Raw genomic sequence first — 17,559 nt, forward strand, 5'->3', positions numbered from 1 at the left:
TTCACTTTTTTAGTGAAAAACAACACATTTGTCTTTAAAACCATTTAAAAGTATTGGAATTGGAGTGGCTTTTTCCCCAAACTTAAAAGCTAACCTATTTGAAGCGGCAAGATTAGCTGTTTTCTTTGATTGTAAGTTGTTTTTAATTCATGTTGGCGAAGCTTCAGGAGACAAAGTAAATGTGCTGAGTACTATTCTCAAAAGCTTTGAAGAAAATAACTTGGATTATGAAGTGGTTTTTAAACCGGGAGACCCTGTAGATGTTATTTTATCAACTTCCGAAGAAAAAAAAATAGACTTATTAATTCTTGGAGCGCTACAGCGTGAGCAATTTTTGAAGTATTATGTAGGTTCTATTGCCAGAAAAATTACGCGTAAAGTAAAATGTTCTATTTTATTATTAATTAAACCTTCTGTTGAGCGCGAACCATGTCAACACATTGTTGTAAACGGATTAAAAGACCCAAGAACAGAACAAACCATAACTGCCGCTTTTTACGTTGCAAATAAGCTTAAAGCAAATAAAATAACTATTGTTGAAGAGATTAATAAGGAGCAGGCTGCCATAAAGATTTATGATGATAAATCACTTAGAAGATCTACCATCATGAAAGAGCGTATTCAACTAAGGGAAAACAGTAGGGTAAAGGAAATTATTAGTCATATTCCTGAAGAATATACAAAAGACAAAACTATAAAACTACAAGCCATTTTTGGAAAAAAAGGGTACTCAATTGGGCACTATGCTCAAATAACAAGGGCAGATTTATTGGTGATGAATGCACCGTCTAAAATGACTTTTTGGGATCGATTGTTTCCACATGATATTGAGCATATTTTAACTGAATTACCAACCGATGTGTTAATTCTACAATGAGTCCTAAAAAAAATAATATTAAAGGTTTTTTTAAAGCGCTTCCCAAAAATATATTTTCTGGTTTTGTAGTTAGCCTTATTGCATTACCATTGGGTTTAGGGCTTGCTATGGCTAGTGATGCACCTCCAATTTCTGGAGTTATAGCCGCTGTAGTTGGTGGTATTATAGTCTCCATTTTAGGTGGTAGCCATGTCACCATTTCTGGTCCAGGTAATGGGTTAGTTGGCGTGCTTTTAGTTGCTATTACAACGCTTGGTTTAGAAAGTGCTTATGTTGCTGTTATGTGTTCTGGAGTTTTGCTTTTACTATTAGGCTTTTTTAGAATGGGTACGCTTGCAGATTTTTTTCCATCTTCTGCCATTCAAGGTATGCTGGCTGCAATTGGACTCATTATTCTGGGAAAACAATTTCATATTATGCTTGCGCACAAAATAAAAAGAGAGGAAACTATTGACTATCTTTTAGAAATACCTACAACCTTATACGATGCTTTTCATTATGGTAGCGACGGGCTAATTTATGCCGCATTAGCTGGTGTAATAAGTTTAGGTATTATGGCATTTTATTCAAAAATAAGAAACAAATACTTACAGCTTATTCCTGCTCCAATGTGGATTGTTCTTTTATCTATTGGCTTTAGCTATTACTTTGAAATGGGATTACACGAACCCAACCCTATTGCAAAAGAATATATGATTTCTGGTATTCCTTCAATAAATGATATTATAGCAGATTTAAAACTACCTAATTTTAATGGCGTATGGAGTCTTTCGTTTTGGGGAAGTGTTTTAGCTTTAACACTTATTTCAAGTATAGAATCGCTTTTAAGTATTAAAGCCGTAGATAAATTAGACCCTGAAAAAAGACGCTCTAATGTTAATAGAGATCTTAAGGCTTTAGGTTTAGCAACTGTAGGTAGTGGGCTTTTAGGCGGATTAAATGTAGTAACCGTTATTGCTAGAAGTTCTGTAAATGTAAATAATGGTGCCAGTAACCGGTCTTCCAACTTTTTTCATGCGGCATTTTTAGTTTTATTTATTGTTGTTTTTAGCACACAATTAACTAGAATACCGCTTCCTGCTTTAATGGCTATTTTGGTTTATACAGGTTATAAATTGGCGTCGCCTAATATTGTTAGAAAAATATTCTCTATTGGTAAAGAGCAACTTATCATATTTTTTGTTACGCTAGTTGTTACCTTAAAAATTGGCTTAATAACAGGAATTTTAGCTGGTGTTTTAGCCACTTTTGTCATTCATATTATCATAAACAAAAGTGCTGGATTGTTTTTAAGAAATGTTTTAAAACCTAATGTTTTAATGTTTAAAGAGCAAGATGGTAAGAATAATTATTATGTGAGTGTGAAGCATTTTTGTAGCTTCTTAAATTACTTTAGATTAAAACAACACCTAGATGAGGTTCCAGAAAACGAAGATGTAATTGTAGATTTTTCGATGTGTAAATTTGTTGATGATACTGTTTTAGAAAACATTAGTAACTATCAAGAATTATTTGCAAAACGCGGTGGCCATTTTGATGTTATTGGTTTAGATATGCACGACACAGATTCTGAACACCCTTTTGCATCACGACGTTTACTTCCTGTTCCAAAAATTATAAAAAACAGCCTTACAAGACGTCAAACTACCATGGAGAGTTTGTCTGAAGATTATAGTTTGAATTACAGTTCTAAAAAGCAAAAAAACATATCTTTTTTAAACAGCTTTGAGTTTTTTTACACAAAACATATCAATCATATTTATAACGAATTATCTCAAAAAGACAATGGCATAAAGTTGTTTGACATCGAGTTTTCAGAAGGAGAATTTATTACGAAAGAAGTCGTTCGTTCTACCATGCTTCACATAGATTTAAACTTTGCTATTCCAGAATTTACACTAGATAGAGAAGGTTTTTTAGAAAAAGTTTCGGCACTTGCCGGATATAAAGATATTCCTATTGAAGACCACGACGATTTCTCCAAACGTTTTTATCTTACAGGTGATAATGAGATTGGAATTGCTGAATTTTTTAACGACGATGTTACTAAATTCTTCGAAAGCAACCCTTACTATCATGTGGAGTCTAATGGCAATGCTTTATTGATTTTTGGAAAAGAACGATTAGCCAGTACAAAGGAAATAAAAACCTTGTTAGATTACGGAAAAAGATTAAAAGAAGTTATTTCATAATATATTCATAACATTTTTAAGGATTTGCAAGTTATTTCGTAATTTTACATCCCTATGAACTTATACCCAATTAATGCCGGAAACTTTAAATTAGATGGTGGCGCCATGTTTGGCGTAGTGCCAAAATCTATATGGCATCGAACCAATCCTGCAGACGCCAATAATATGATCGACCTTACTGCACGTTGTTTACTAATTGAAGATGGTAACCGCCTGATTTTAATAGACAACGGCATGGGCAACAAACAATCGGTTAAATTTTTTGGTTACTATTACCCTTGGGGTGATTTTAATTTAGACAATTCGCTAAAAGCACACGGTTTTCATCGAGATGATGTTACCGATGTTTTTTTAACGCATTTGCATTTCGATCATTGTGGAGGAAGCATTCAATGGAATAAAGACAAAACCGGTTATGAATCTGCTTTTAAAAACGCTCATTTTTGGAGTAATAAAAACCATTGGCAGTGGGCAACTCAACCTAACAGACGCGAAAAAGCATCATTTTTAAAAGAAAATATTCTTCCAATGGAAGAAAGCGGTCAATTAAAATTTACATCGCTTCCAGAACATGATATTTTAAAAAACTCTGAATTGGGTTTTGATATTTTTTTTGCAGACGGTCATACCGAAAAACAAATGATTCCGCTTATAAATTATAAAGGTAAAACCATAGCTTTTATGGCAGATTTATTACCTACTGTTGGGCATTTACCTATTCCGTATGTTATGGGTTACGACACCAGACCTTTATTAACTTTAGACGAAAAAGAAAAGTTTCTGGATATAGCTGCAGACAATAATTTCTATTTATTTTTAGAGCACGATGCTCATAACGAAATTATTACCGTTAAAAAAACCGAAAAAGGAGTAAGATTAAACAACACATACACAACACAAGACATATTTAATTAAATTAAAAACGACTAATTCGAATAAAAAATGAAAACATTTAAATCATTATTATTATCAGCTTTTTTAGCTGCATTTATTTTTGGCTGCGGTGGTACTGCAGACATTTTATCAACTCCAGTAGAGAATATAGATACCTCGCCTTTAAAAGTTTCAGAGTTAACTGAAGCCGAAAAACACAATTGGGGACATTTAGATTTAATTAAAGACACCATTCCTGGAATGAGTGTTGATAAAGCTTACACAGACATTATTAAAAACAAAAAAGGTAAAAAAGTTATTGTTGCAGTTATTGATTCTGGTATTGATATAGACCACGAAGATTTAGATGACGTTATCTGGACTAATAAAGGTGAAATTCCTAACAACGGAAAAGATGATGACAAAAATGGTTATGTTGATGATGTACACGGGTGGAACTTTTTAGGTAAAGGTTATGATGAACAATTAGAATTTGTTAGAATTCTAGCTAGCGGAGATACAAGTCACCCAGATTATGCAAGAGCTCAAGCAGAATACGAAACAGAATATCAAAAATGGTTGGGTAGAAAAACTCAATATGAGCAAATCTATCAGCAAATAACAAATGCTGACGATGCTTTAGCAAAACATATAGGTAAAAAAGATTACACCAAAGAAGATGTTGCTGCTATTAAAACCGAAGACCAAGAATTAAACCAAGCTAAACAAATAGCTCAATATATGTTTAGTAACGGTATGGATTCTATGGCAGATGCAAAAAAAGAAATTAACGACGGTTTAGTAAGCATTAACGAGCGTTTAAATTTTAACCTAAACAAAGAGTTTAAAGGGCGTGTAAATGGTGACGATCCAGAAGATATGTCTTCTAAATATTATGGTGATGGTAATGTAAAACCTGTTAAGAAAAGTGAAAGCCACGGTACACATGTTGCAGGTATTATTGCTGCAGAGCGTAACAATGGTAAAGGTGCAAATGGCGTTGCGAATAATGTTGAAATCATGAGTATCAGAGCGGTTCCAAACGGTGATGAATATGATAAAGATGTGGCTTTAGCTATTCGTTATGCTGTTGATAATGGCGCATCTATTATTAATGGAAGTTTTGGTAAAAGTTTTTCTCCTCATAGTGATTGGGTTCGTGATGCTATTGCTTACGCAGGAAAAAATGATGTTGTTTTTGTACATGCTGCAGGAAATGATAGTAAAGATGTAGATACTGAGCCTAACTTCCCAGACGATAATATTAATGGTCAGGAAGTTTCTGATACCTATATTAGAGTTGGAGCTTTAGCGCCAAAATATGGTTCTAATATGATTGCTGGTTTTTCAAACTACGGAAAAAAGAACGTTGATGTTTTTGCTCCTGGAGCAAGCGTATATTCTACAACTCCAGAAAACGAGTACGATACTAAAGGTGGTACTTCTATGGCGGCTCCAGCTGTTGCAGGAGTTGCAGCTTTAATCCGTTCGTATTATCCTAAATTATCAGCTGCTCAGGTAAAACAAGTTATCATGGATTCTGGGTTGGCTTTAAAACCAAAAGTAATTGTTGGTGGCGACACTAATGACGTTAGACCTTTTGCAGATTTAACAAAATCTTCAAAAATAGTCAATGCTTATAATGCATTAATTATGGCATCTAAAGTAGCTGCTGGTCAGTAATATTTCATCAAAAAATATGGGTGTTTTATAAACAACATATCCATTGTCAGGTTGAGCCTGTCGAAACCTTTTTTGTTCTAGTAAAAAGAGAAAACATTTCGACAAGCTCAATGTGACATAACAGTTTTAAACACCCTTTTAAATATCTTTTAATCTATGAATCGGTTTATTGTTTTTCTTTTTTGTTTAACACTATTTTGGTCTTGTAACAGTCAAAAAAATGCAGTTGTTCCAAAAACTCCAACTGTAGTAACTCCTAAAGCGCCTCTTACTACATCAAATTCGTGCTATTGGCAGCAACATGTAGATTATAACATGGATATTGATATGGATGTAAACTCCTATCAATACAAAGGAAAACAAACTTTGGTTTACACCAACAATTCACCCGATGTTTTAAATAGAGTCTATTATCACTTGTATTTTAATGCTTTTCAACCGGGTAGCGAAATGGATGTGCGTTCTCGTACCATTCCAGATCCAGACTCAAGAGTAGGTGATAGAATAAGTAAATTAACACCTAGCGAAATTGGTTATATAAAAGTAAATGCTTTAACCCAAAATGGGGCGGCTTTAAAACACGAAACCGTTGGAACCGTTTTAGAGGTTGATTTAGCTAAACCTATTCAACCAGGAGAAAGCGTCACCTTTAAAATGGATTTCGATGCGCAAGTTCCGTTACAAATTCGTCGTTCTGGAAGAAACAATAAAGAAGGGGTTGCTTTATCAATGACGCAATGGTACCCAAAATTAGCTGAATACGATTTTGAAGGTTGGCATGCCGATCCATATATAGGTCGTGAATTTCATGGAGTTTGGGGCGATTTTGATGTAAAACTAACTATCGATAAAAACTACGTTGTTGGTGGTACAGGCTATTTGCAAAATGAGCCAGAAATAAAAGGAAATAAAAAAACGCTTCATTTTAAAGCGCCTAACGTACACGATTTTACATGGGCTGCAGATCCTGATTATATTCATGACACAAAACAAGTTCCTAATGGGCCACTTCTAAACTTTTACTACAAAAAAACATTAGATAGTGATAAGCTTGAAAACTGGAAAAAAATGCAACCAAAAACGGTTGAACTTATGCAATATTTTAGTGAGCACATTGGTACATATCCTTACGATCAATACTCTGTTATTCAAGGTGGAGATGGCGGTATGGAATATGCCATGTGTACTTTAATAACAGGCAACCGCAGTTTTGGAAGCTTGGTAGGTGTTACAGCTCACGAAATGGCGCACACATGGTTTCAGTTTTTATTAGCATCAAACGAAGCTAAACACGAGTGGATGGACGAAGGCTTTACAAGCTACATAAGTGATTTAGCCATGAATGAGGTTATGAAAGCGGGCATTGACAATCCAACAGCCAATGCGTATAAAGGTTATATTTACTTAGCTAAATCTGGAAAAGAGCAACCTTTAACTACACATGCAGACAGGTATGCCTATAACCAAGCTTATGGAATTTCGGCATACAGTAAGGGTGAAGTATTTATGGCGCAATTAGGTTATGTTATAGGTGAAGACAACCTTAAACAAACCATTAAAAAATATTACACAGACTTTGCTTTTAAGCACCCAAAACCTTTAGATATTATTCGAACTGCCGAAAAAATTTCTGGTTTAGAACTAGATTGGTACTTAATAGATTTTGCACAAACCACAAATACTATTGATTATGCTGTAAAATCTGTTGAAGACAAAACAGTAACCTTAGAGCGTATAGGTTTAATGCCAATGCCAATAGATTTAGAAGTTACATATACCGATGGTTCTACAGAAAGTTTTTATATCCCGTTGCAAATGATGCGTGGTGAAAAACCAACCTCAGCAACTATTATAAAAGATTGGGCGTGGGCATACCCAACTTACACTTTTGAAACCACAAAAGCTATACAAAGTGTGCAAATAGACCCTAAGGAAATGATGGCAGATATTGATAAAGAAAACAATAAAAAGTAAAGTTTTTTTATAAAACACATATAATTTAAAAAGCCTTTTTGTAAAAACAAAGAGGCTTTTTTTATGGCTAAATAATGCTTGATTTTGTAAAAATTTTCAGCTATATTCGTTTAGTAGTTGAATTTAAACAACTTGTACTGAGCGTAATCGAAGTATTAAAACGATTTCATATCAATTCGTTGGCAACAATTTAAATGATTAAATACGACCTAAAACGATCAAAAAAACAAAATATCCCAGATTTTATTATTGTTGGATATGACTATAAAACAGTTAAAAAAGCTGAATTAAAAAAACATCTGGATGCAGGTTGGAAAATAGTCCGAAGGAAGTATTTTTTAATTACATACGTTTCAGACTGGTGGAAACGGCTTTCAGATGGAAACAAAATTGCTGTGTTTGCAGGTATAATCGTACCAATTGTAATTGCCCTCTTGTTCAAAGACTCTGTTAATTTAACCGTATCTCCAAAATCTGATTCTAATTCGAAAAAAGAAACTTTTCTTGAAAGCACAGATTTAAAATCAGAATTGGGTTTATTGGGCTTTAACATAATTAGAGACTTTGAAAAAAATAAAGTGCAATTCACCGCAGACACGTTAGAGTTAAATGATTATTCTACTGATGGAGGTGAATTAATCATATATCGTAATAGCAAAGCGGAATATATCGTTTTAGACTTTTGGCTATATGGAGAAACCTGTCGCTTAAAATATTCTTATTGGGCAGACAAAAATCTAAATTTCAAAATAATAAAGAAGTTAGATTTTATCTATGACAAACCATACTACGAAATTGATTTTAAAATAGATTCGACAATTTATTACCTAGATTATTCAGACACTATATGTAAACTATATGATATTAATAAAAATGAAATCCTAATAAAGAAATTAGTTGATAGCACAAAGGTAGAGTTGGAATCATTTTTCGAGGATGTTGCTAAAGGAATTGAAATAGTCAAATAAAAAAAAGTTGCCAACAATAGTTGGCAATAATGTGAATAAACTCAAGAACAATCATTGAATGAAAGTACTTTTAGATACTAATATAATTATTCACAGAGAAGCGAACAGAATAGTTGAACACGATATTGGACAATTATTTAATTGGATTGATAAATTGCATTACGAAAAATACATTCATCCAATCACAATCTCTGAAATTGATTCCTATCAAAATAAACAAGTTGTTAAGACTTTTTCAATAAAATTAGATAGTTATAATAGAATTAAGCATCAACTTCCTTTTTCTAAAATTGTACAAAGTGTAAGTGTAGGGTTTGATGTTAACGATAATGATATTAATGACACTCATCTGTTAAATGAAATTTATGAAGGCAGAATAGATTTATTAATTACTCAAGACAAAAAAATACATACAAAAGCTTCTAAACTTGGGATTTCAGACAAAGTATTTAAAATTCAATCATTTCTTGAAAAAGTCACTTCTGAAAACCCAGATTTAGTTCAATACAATGTCCTTGCTGTAAAAAAGGCTGACTTTGCAGAAGTTGACATTAATGACAATTTTTTTGATAGTTTCCGAGAAGACTATGATGAATTTGATGATTGGTTTAAATCAAAATTTGACAAGGTTTGTTATATATGTTATAGCGACAATAACTTAACAGCTTTTCTTTATATAAAAGTTGAAGAAAAAACGGAAAATTACTCTGAAATAAAACCAATATTTGACAAGAAAAAAAGACTGAAAATTGGAACCTTAAAAGTAATTAGTAATGGATATAAAATAGGGGAAAGATTCTTAAAAATTGTCTTTGATAATGCTATTCAATATAAAGTTGATGAAATATATGTTACGGTATTTAATAAAAGACCTGAACAAGGTCAATTAATCGATATGCTTAAAGGTTGGGGGTTTACAGAACACGGAATAAAATCCACGAAAAATGGAGATGAAATCGTTTTAACAAGACCTTTTGGAAAATCACAACCTATTGAAATCAACAAACCAAAACTTTCTTTTCCATTCTTTTCGAGAGATACAAGAAAGTACATCATCAAGATAGAACCACAATATCATACGGAATTATTTCCTGATAGCATTAATACTCGAGAAGACGAAACAAAATACACAGAAAACGAACCACATCGCAATAGAATTGGCAAGGTATACATCTCACATTCTCAAGATAGACACCTTCAACCTGGAGATATTATTATCGTTTACAGAATGGGAGACACTAAGCCAAAAAAATATTCCAGCACAGTAACTTCAATTTGCATTGTAGAGGAAGTTATAAACGGGTTTGCATCCTTTGAAGATTTTTACAAAGCTTGTTACAGAAGAACAATGATTAAAAAGGCAGATTTAGAAAAAGACTGGTGGAATAAATATCCCAAATACAGACCATTCGTTATTAAATTCCTTTATGCTCACTCTTTTCCAACACCAAAGCCAACGCTAAATGATTTGAACAGGATTGGCGTAATTCCTGACATTATGAATATGCCACGTGGATTTATAGAATTAAATAACAATCAGTTTAATAAATTAGTTAATTTTGCTTACAACCGAAGATAATATATGAAAGTCGTTTTATCAATTAAACCAGAATTTGCCTTTAAGATTTTTGATGGCTCTAAAAAGTTTGAATTTAGAAAAGCCATATTTAAAAACAATAATGTTAAATCTATCATAGTTTATGCTTCATCGCCTGTACAAAAAGTAATTGGCGAATTTGAAATCGGTAAAATCTTCAATAATGACCTCGAAACTCTTTGGAACTTGACAAAAGATCATTCGGGAATTACAGAAGATTTTTTTTATGAATATTTCTCGGAGAGAGAAAAAGGGTTCGCTATTCAAGTTAAGAATATGAAAAAATATAAAGAACCTAAATGCTTAAAAACGGATTTTAATTTACATCCACCACAATCTTTTGCATACGTGAAATAAAACACTATTGCCAACATCGTGTATAATTAATTGCGGGTGAATTTCTTCCAGAAATTCACTTACTTAATTTAATACCAAGGTTCTTTTTTATAAACAAATGTTTTAGCAACCCGCTCTCGGTTATTAAGCCTTAAATGTGTGCTTATAATTTGTCTGTTCCTGTAGCCTAACAAGTGAAAAAACGACTTCGCATAAAACTTAGCAACTCTTAAGTCTACCTGTAAAACACCTTCTTTTTTGTTAAACCAAGAAATACCTGGTAGTAAAACCAATAAATTATCTATTCTAACGCGCCTTAAAATAGCCGATAATTTTAAAATGAATGGGTTTATGGGTTTTATTATAAAAAATCCTTCCTCGCCTTTTTGTTGGTATAAAGGCATAAAAATACTGCCTTTGTAAGGTGCTTTTATTTCTGTTTTATTGCTAATTGCTAGTTTGGTTCCTTTTTTAATTTTTTCAAAACTTTTAAATCCATTTATCATATTAAAAGTTTCGTTTTGTTCAATTTTGTGTAAATACACAACCTCAAAAACACTAGAATTATTATTGGCTTCTGTTTTTAATTGCTCATAAAAATTAGAGAAATTAATTACCGCTTCTTCTTCTAAAACTCCAGAATATACCAGTGCTAAATATATAAACGCTATACTATTTGTTATAGCCGATGTATCATCATGTTGCCCAGACTCAAAACCTAAAGACACATACCCTAATTGATTTATATAACTTAACAAAGGCCCATTTAAATACTCTTCTATACCTAACACAATAGGCACAGGAAATTGTTTGGAGAATTTTCGGTTTATTAAAGCATCGTTAATTGTTATAAAAGGTAGTGTTTTGCTAGATGTAGTATGTAAATCGATAAAATAAAAAGGCGGTGTATTGTTTTTTAAAATATCATTTAAAATATCGAATAGCTCAATTAGTTCAGTTTCATCAGCATTTAAGGTGCTTTTATTTTTTATAACTTTAATATACTCTTTTGTCCAAAGCCTATTTAAATCGCTATCTATATACCTTTGGTGTTTTTTAAGCGCATTTAAGTTACCCGAAATACCATAAATTGTTCCGTTTACAAATGCAGGATTAATACCCTCTAAAGCATCTTTTAATGCAAAAACCCCAGAAGTTTCATTACCGTGAATACCACCAAAAAACACTACAGTGGCTCCTGCTGTAGGACCTTTAATTTTGCCAAGTATTCGGTTTATTTTTATTTTATTTTTTAGCGCTTTGCTATATACATCTATCATGCATCAAAATCGTTTAACGTAATTAAACCTATTAACTTATTATCTTTAACAACCGGAAGGCAGCCTATAGCATTTTTGGTCATTTTTTCTTTTGCTTCTTCAATAGGTGTATATTGATCGGTAGTAATAATATCGGTTTTCATTATTTTACTTATGCTTTCGTTTTGAAGTTTTGGGTTGTCTATATAGGTTTTAACATCTGTCCATGTTAATAACCCTACCAATTTTCTGCCTGTAGTTATAACTGGCATGTGGTGAATATTCTTCCACTTCATAATATTTAAAACCAATTCTACACTGTCTTTTTTATCTACCGAAAGAATATCTGAACTCATAATATGCTTTACAACACGTTTGTTTTCAAAAGGAGAGCCGTCTGTATGATGAAGCATTTGCCAAGTGGAAACCGGATAACCTTTTTCCTGTTTTTCATATAAATAAGCCGTTAGCAATTGCATGGCTTCAAATCGTTTATGGTTTTTAAGTAATGTTCTATAATTTCTTATCATCCACTCTGAACCATTAAAACCTTGGACTCTATTTTTAATAATTTTTAAATAATATTCTGCGTCTTTTGGAGATACGCCAACACTATACAAGCCTTTGTATGCCATAGGCAACAGCTCATTTAAAATTAAATTATAGCTGGAAATGTATTGCCCATTCCAATAAAACTGAGCAGCTATTCCATAACGTGCAGCATTAAAAAAGTTGTTTTTTACATCTTTAAAATCCCATTGTTTATGAATGTTATTATATTTTTTGGGTTTCCCTAACATAACACCTACCCAAAACATCATGTTTGCAATTTCATCGGTTGTAGTTGGACCAGAAGGTATATATCGGTTTTCAATTCTTAAGTTTGGTTTTCCATCGTTTTGACCATAGCACACTCTGTTCCATGGGTAAACCGTACCATTATGCAATTGTAATGCCCTTAGTTTTGGAATTTCATTATTGTTAACCATGTCCACACTGTTTTTAATAAAACCTGTGGTTAAAAAACTTCGGAATCTTGAAATATTATCTTTAAATATATCTGAAATGGATCCTGTATGCCAACTGTTACCAAAACTTACTCTAGATTGTTTTTCATTTAATATGAATGAATTTGCTCTTGTATCTATACTTTGTGTGAAAAGTGCAATACGGGTTTCGCTCCAAAGTTCTTTTCCAAATAAAATAGGTGAATTAGTGCAAGCACTTAATATTGGACCTGAGATGGCTTGCGCCCAATTATAATTATCTACAAAGTTTTTGGGCGGTAATTGTAAATGCATTTGAAAACTGGTATTGCAACCTTCTAGCATTACCGAATCGTGAAGTAAATTAAGTTCGTCAACGCCTTTAATATGAATATCGAAATGTTGGCTTCTATATTGTTTTATGGCTTCGTTTAAAACAGAATAACGCTCTACGTTGGTCATGTTTTCTTCGGTAGCATTACTCACAGATAGTGATGGTAAAATGCCTGTTAAAACAATTTTAATATCTTTTTTTGACGCTGCCTTTTTAGCCTTGTTTAATAACGTATCTAGTTGCTTGTGTAATTTTAAGAAGCAATCTTTACCAAGCTCAAAAGTGTCTAAATTAAGCTCAAGGTTATAATTACCTATTTCGGTTGTAAAATGTTTGTCGTTAATATCCTTTAACAATTCTAAGGATCTACTTTCTGGAAGGAATCGCTTATTTACCAAACAAAATTCTTGTTCTGCTCCTATTCTAAGAGGCGTTTCTTCAATTAGCCCTTTTTCAATCATTAAATCAAGAGCTTTTATATCGTTAATTAGGTGGTGAATGTAGTTTGCCCTATCTTTTTTAGTCTTTAGTTTTGTAACATTTAAATCTCCCATGGTTGTATAATTTAAAATGTTTTTAAAGGGTTAAATTACTACACACTTTCTATTTTAAATATGATTTTTATCATGCACGGTTTAAAGCCTATTGTATTAATTGTTATTGCTACTTTTGTATCCATAAAATAATGTATGTCTGCAACGTATCCGAAAAAAGAAAAGCTTAAAAGCAAAAAACTTATTGATCAATTATTTACAGAGGGTCAATCGGTTTCTGCATTTCCGTTGAGGTTGGTTTATTTACCAACTACTTTTGATGATGATGTTATTGCAAAAACAGGGGTTTCGGTAAGTAAGCGGAATTTTAAAACCGCTGTAGACAGGAATAGAATAAAACGTTTATTAAGAGAAGTTTACAGGTTAAATAAAGCTGTATATTTTAACAATTTATCAACACCACACGCGTTTATGATTTTGTACATTGGCAAAGAAAAACCTGCGTTCTCTCAAATTGAAAACAGAATGAAAGTGTTGTTTGAGAAGTTTTCAAGCAAAACCTCTGAAGTATAAAAATCGTTTTTATGAAGCTACTATCTTATTTTTTAATACTCGCATTACCATTAATGTGCTCCAAAGGGCCATCAAAATCTGTTGAATATACTGAAGCAGACATGGAAATGGAATCCGTTTTTAAAGAAGGTTCTTCAATAAACGGTATAGTTTCCATTCCTGAAGAAGCTTCTGTTCAAAAAATAATAAAAGAGTCTTATTTACATTTTGAAACCAAAGATTTAGACAAAACTTATCTTCAAATTAAAAAAGTAATAACCGAAAACAAAGGTTTTATACAAGATGATAATTCTAATAAATCATACAACACCATTACCAGGCGTCTCGTTATTAGAATTCCTACTACAAATTTTCAAAAGGCGATAGATTCCATTAGTAAAAATGTGGCTTATTTTGATACCAAACGGATCTCTGCCAAAGATGTAACCGAAGAGTTTATTGATTTAGAAGCGCGTTTAAAAGCAAAACAAACACTTGAAAAACGCTATTTAGAGCTACTTTCTAAAGCAAAAAATGTAAAGGAAATTCTTGATATTGAGCGTGAATTATCAAATATTAGAGAAGAAATTGAAGCCAAACAAGGCAGATTAAAATATCTACAAAACAAAGTGTCTTTAAGCACACTGGAAATTGAGTTTTATAAACTTACATCAGAGGCTCCAATAACCACTTCGTACGGTACAAAAATGTGGAATGCTATTAAATCTGGATTTAATGGAATATCCTTATTCTTTTTAGGTTTACTGCATATTTGGCCTTTTATAATTATACTTGGTATTGCTGGGTTTTTTATTAGAAAATGGATTAAAAAAAGTAAAAAATGATAAATAAATTAAAAAAGAAAATAGTGGTTCCTGTGTTAGCAGGCGCTATTTTTTTAACTACTACGGCTTTTCAAAACGACTTTTTTGAAATCGCTAAACAAATAGAAATTTTCACCACATTATTCAAAGAACTTAACATGAATTATGTAGATGAAACGAACCCGGGCGATTTAATGGATACCGCGATTAAAAGCATGTTGTCTGATTTAGATCCGTATACCAATTTTATGAACGAGCAAGATGTTGAAGCTGCTAGAATTAATAATACAGGAGACTACACAGGTATTGGCGCCAAAGTAAAAACCTTAAAAGACAAACTAGTAATTATCGAGCCTTATAAAGATTATCCAGCAGATAAAGCAGGTTTAAAAGCTGGAGATGAAATTATAAAAGTTGGAAACATATTAGTTGAAAGCTATAAAGAAAATGCTGGCGATTTATTAAAAGGCGCTTCAGATAGCTCGGTAGAAGTTACCTATAAACGCCAAGGGAAAACCCAAACAGCAACCATAAAAAGAGCCGAAGTAGAAATTAAAGCTGTTCCTCATTTTTCTATGGTTAATGATAAAACAGGTTATATTGTACTAAGTAGTTTTAGTAATCGAGCTCATACAGAGACCAATTATGCGCTTCGCGATTTAAAGGCTCAAGGCGCAGAGCGTATCATTTTAGACTTAAGAGGAAACCCTGGAGGCTTAGTTAACGAGGCTATTAAAATTGTTAATCTTTTTGTGCCAAAAGGCCAATTGGTTGTAACCACAAAATCTAAAGTAAAAAAATATAATAAAACGTATTTCACGCAAAACAATCCTATAGATACCGAAATTCCTTTAGTGGTTTTAATAGACGGAAAAAGCGCTTCTGCAAGTGAAATTGTTTCTGGGTCTTTACAAGACTTAGACCGTGCAGTAATTGTGGGCTCAAGAAGTTTTGGTAAAGGTTTAGTACAACGCCCAAAACTACTCACTTATGGAACACAAGTAAAAATTACCATTTCTAGATATTACACACCTTCGGGTAGATGTATCCAGTCTTTAGATTATTGGAATAGAAACGAAAAAGGTGAAGCAGTTCGTGTAAAACAAGAAAATTATAACGAGTTTAAAACAAAAAATGGCCGTAAAGTTTTTGATGGTGGTGGCGTGTTTCCAGATATTCCAATTGGATCTTATAAAACCTCTCCTATTACAACTGCAATTGTAAATAATGATCTTGTTTTTAACTATGCAACCAATTATCATTATAGTCATAATATAAGTGATATTAATAATTTTAAACTAGGCGATTCTGATTTTAAAGATTTTAAAAACTATTTAAAAACTAATAACTTTTCGTTTGAAACAGATACTGAAAAAGCCTTAAAAAAAGCTTTTGAAATTGCTGAAAAAGAAGAATTAAATGACAACATTAAAACAGATTACAACACATTAATATCTAATTTAAATACTTCAAAAACAACGGTTATTGATGAAAATAAAGACTTTTTGTTAGAATTATTAACAGAAGATATCGTTAAGCAATATGTGTACAGAGAAGGCTTGTATGAATATTATAAAGTACACGATTCTGATATAAAAAAGGCAACAGAAATACTTAGCAATACTTCTGAATATTCTGGTTATTTAAAGTAGATTATAGCAACAAATCCGCTGTTCATGGTCTTCTGGCATGGTTTTCGATTAAAAATAGTATATTTAACAACTATTCTGTTATCCTACTATGAATAAACTATTGTTGACAATATTAATAACACTTAGTAGTGTTTTTTCCTTCTCTCAAGAAAAATTAACACATGAGGTTTATTTTGAAACAGATAAATATGATGTTCCTGGTACCGAAGAAAACCGTTTGTTACTTTTCATTTCAACACTAACGGATGTTGATATAGAATCCATCTCTATTTTTGGCTTTTGTGACGATATTGGTGCAGATACATACAATTTAAAGCTATCTCAACAACGTGCTAATGCTATAAAAACAATTTTTTCTAATAATGAAATAAGCGAATCTTTAATCTCTAATGTTGATGGTAAAGGAGAAATTCTTTTAAAAATTGTAGAAGAAAAAAATCTTTTAAAGATTAGAGGTTTAAACCGAAAAGTTGAAATAATAGTAAAGCCAAAAGCTCCAAAACCTAAAGTTGAAGAAACCGTTGCTAAAACAGAACCTGTTGTTGTAAAAGAAAAAGGTGTTGTAGACTTAATTAAAGAGAGCTCTAAAGGAGATAAAATTATATTTAAAAACATCTTATTTAAAACAGGTTATGCCTCTGTTACACCAGCTTCTAAAAAAATATTAAATGATATTGCTGAAGCGCTTGTAGAGCGAGAAGATATTTATTTTACTATTCAAGGGCATGTATGTTGTACACAGTTTACTAGAGATGCTATAGATAGAAAAACCAAACAACGTAACTTATCTGAAGCTAGAGCGAAATATGTTTACGACTATTTTGTAAAAAAAGGCGTTAGCAAAAAACGTATGCGTCATTTAGGTATGCGCCGTAAATTTCCGCTTGGTGGCGATCCTAAGTTTGATAGACGTGTTGAAATTGTAATTACTTATGTTGACAATGCTAACTAAAAGCTT

At 32.1% G+C, this 17,559-nt stretch carries 14 protein-coding genes; 12 read left to right on the top strand and 2 right to left on the bottom strand.

The genetic code is table 11. The features are described from left to right. Positions 1 to 28: 28 nt before the first annotated feature. The 8 genes from MBM09_RS01650 to MBM09_RS01685 all read left to right on the top strand — a co-directional run bounded on the left by MBM09_RS01650 (position 29) and on the right by MBM09_RS01685 (position 10,521). Complete coding sequence (locus tag MBM09_RS01650; RefSeq protein ID WP_238675109.1) at positions 29 to 877, top strand: universal stress protein; 849 nt, start codon at positions 29 to 31, stop codon at positions 875 to 877. Beyond that, the gene (locus tag MBM09_RS01655) at positions 874 to 3,069 is read left to right on the top strand and encodes a SulP family inorganic anion transporter (RefSeq protein WP_238675110.1); all 2,196 of its coding nucleotides are present in this window, start codon (positions 874 to 876) and stop codon (positions 3,067 to 3,069) included. The genes MBM09_RS01650 and MBM09_RS01655 overlap by 4 nt, the downstream gene beginning before the upstream one ends. A gap of 54 nt (positions 3,070 to 3,123) precedes the next feature. Beyond that, positions 3,124 to 3,984: an MBL fold metallo-hydrolase gene (locus MBM09_RS01660; protein WP_238675111.1), complete on the top strand. Its 861-nt coding sequence runs from the start codon at positions 3,124 to 3,126 to the stop codon at positions 3,982 to 3,984. A 27-nt stretch (positions 3,985 to 4,011) separates the two neighbouring features. Then, positions 4,012 to 5,625 (top strand): S8 family peptidase, encoded by a 1,614-nt coding sequence (locus tag MBM09_RS01665; RefSeq protein ID WP_238675112.1) that lies wholly within the window; start codon positions 4,012 to 4,014, stop codon positions 5,623 to 5,625. A gap of 156 nt (positions 5,626 to 5,781) precedes the next feature. Continuing rightward, positions 5,782 to 7,599: a M1 family metallopeptidase gene (locus MBM09_RS01670; protein WP_238675113.1), complete on the top strand. Its 1,818-nt coding sequence runs from the start codon at positions 5,782 to 5,784 to the stop codon at positions 7,597 to 7,599. A 194-nt stretch (positions 7,600 to 7,793) separates the two neighbouring features. Next, positions 7,794 to 8,567 (top strand): hypothetical protein, encoded by a 774-nt coding sequence (locus MBM09_RS01675; protein ID WP_238675114.1) that lies wholly within the window; start codon positions 7,794 to 7,796, stop codon positions 8,565 to 8,567. A gap of 58 nt (positions 8,568 to 8,625) precedes the next feature. Beyond that, positions 8,626 to 10,146, top strand: a complete 1,521-nt coding sequence (locus tag MBM09_RS01680; protein ID WP_238675115.1) for a PIN domain-containing protein — start codon at positions 8,626 to 8,628, stop codon at positions 10,144 to 10,146. A gap of 3 nt (positions 10,147 to 10,149) precedes the next feature. Next, positions 10,150 to 10,521, top strand: a complete 372-nt coding sequence (locus MBM09_RS01685) for a hypothetical protein (RefSeq protein ID WP_238675116.1) — start codon at positions 10,150 to 10,152, stop codon at positions 10,519 to 10,521. 68 nt (positions 10,522 to 10,589) lie between these two features. Here the strand turns inward: MBM09_RS01685 and MBM09_RS01690 are convergent, their stop codons facing one another. Then, positions 10,590 to 11,780, bottom strand: coding sequence for a succinylglutamate desuccinylase/aspartoacylase family protein (locus tag MBM09_RS01690; protein WP_238675117.1), 1,191 nt, complete (start codon positions 11,778 to 11,780; stop codon positions 10,590 to 10,592). Further along, positions 11,777 to 13,633 (bottom strand): CBS domain-containing protein, encoded by a 1,857-nt coding sequence (locus MBM09_RS01695; RefSeq protein ID WP_238675118.1) that lies wholly within the window; start codon positions 13,631 to 13,633, stop codon positions 11,777 to 11,779. Before MBM09_RS01695 ends, MBM09_RS01690 begins: the two co-directional genes overlap by 4 nt. Positions 13,634 to 13,768: 135 nt before the next feature. On the opposite strand from MBM09_RS01695, the gene rnpA reads away from it, so the two are divergent. The 4 genes from rnpA to MBM09_RS01715 all read left to right on the top strand — a co-directional run bounded on the left by rnpA (position 13,769) and on the right by MBM09_RS01715 (position 17,553). After that, a complete protein-coding gene (rnpA, locus tag MBM09_RS01700; RefSeq protein WP_238675119.1) occupies positions 13,769 to 14,146 on the top strand; it encodes a ribonuclease P protein component in 378 nt (125 codons plus the stop codon). Positions 14,147 to 14,157: 11 nt separating this feature from the next. Further along, positions 14,158 to 14,970 carry a DUF4349 domain-containing protein gene (locus tag MBM09_RS01705; protein ID WP_238675120.1) on the top strand — a complete coding sequence of 271 codons (813 nt, stop codon included), beginning with the start codon at positions 14,158 to 14,160 and terminating at the stop codon, positions 14,968 to 14,970. Next, positions 14,967 to 16,601, top strand: a complete 1,635-nt coding sequence (locus tag MBM09_RS01710) for a S41 family peptidase (RefSeq protein WP_238675121.1) — start codon at positions 14,967 to 14,969, stop codon at positions 16,599 to 16,601. The genes MBM09_RS01705 and MBM09_RS01710 overlap by 4 nt, the downstream gene beginning before the upstream one ends. Positions 16,602 to 16,689: 88 nt before the next feature. After that, complete coding sequence (locus MBM09_RS01715; RefSeq protein WP_238675122.1) at positions 16,690 to 17,553, top strand: OmpA family protein; 864 nt, start codon at positions 16,690 to 16,692, stop codon at positions 17,551 to 17,553. The last annotated feature ends 6 nt before the right edge of the window (positions 17,554 to 17,559 follow it).

Source organism: Flaviramulus sp. BrNp1-15, assembly GCF_022259695.1.
Classification (GTDB): Bacteria; Bacteroidota; Bacteroidia; order Flavobacteriales; family Flavobacteriaceae; genus BrNp1-15.

Coding starts and splice junctions, on each gene's coding strand:
- MBM09_RS01695 (WP_238675118.1), bottom strand. CDS start 13,633: ATGGGAGATTTAAATGTTACAAAACTAAAGACTAAAAAAGATAGGGCA.
- MBM09_RS01680 (WP_238675115.1), top strand. CDS start 8,626: ATGAAAGTACTTTTAGATACTAATATAATTATTCACAGAGAAGCGAAC.
- MBM09_RS01660 (WP_238675111.1), top strand. CDS start 3,124: ATGAACTTATACCCAATTAATGCCGGAAACTTTAAATTAGATGGTGGC.
- MBM09_RS01710 (WP_238675121.1), top strand. CDS start 14,967: ATGATAAATAAATTAAAAAAGAAAATAGTGGTTCCTGTGTTAGCAGGC.
- MBM09_RS01670 (WP_238675113.1), top strand. CDS start 5,782: ATGAATCGGTTTATTGTTTTTCTTTTTTGTTTAACACTATTTTGGTCT.
- MBM09_RS01685 (WP_238675116.1), top strand. CDS start 10,150: ATGAAAGTCGTTTTATCAATTAAACCAGAATTTGCCTTTAAGATTTTT.
- MBM09_RS01655 (WP_238675110.1), top strand. CDS start 874: ATGAGTCCTAAAAAAAATAATATTAAAGGTTTTTTTAAAGCGCTTCCC.
- MBM09_RS01705 (WP_238675120.1), top strand. CDS start 14,158: ATGAAGCTACTATCTTATTTTTTAATACTCGCATTACCATTAATGTGC.
- MBM09_RS01690 (WP_238675117.1), bottom strand. CDS start 11,780: ATGATAGATGTATATAGCAAAGCGCTAAAAAATAAAATAAAAATAAAC.
- MBM09_RS01675 (WP_238675114.1), top strand. CDS start 7,794: ATGATTAAATACGACCTAAAACGATCAAAAAAACAAAATATCCCAGAT.
- MBM09_RS01665 (WP_238675112.1), top strand. CDS start 4,012: ATGAAAACATTTAAATCATTATTATTATCAGCTTTTTTAGCTGCATTT.
- MBM09_RS01715 (WP_238675122.1), top strand. CDS start 16,690: ATGAATAAACTATTGTTGACAATATTAATAACACTTAGTAGTGTTTTT.
- rnpA (WP_238675119.1), top strand. CDS start 13,769: ATGTCTGCAACGTATCCGAAAAAAGAAAAGCTTAAAAGCAAAAAACTT.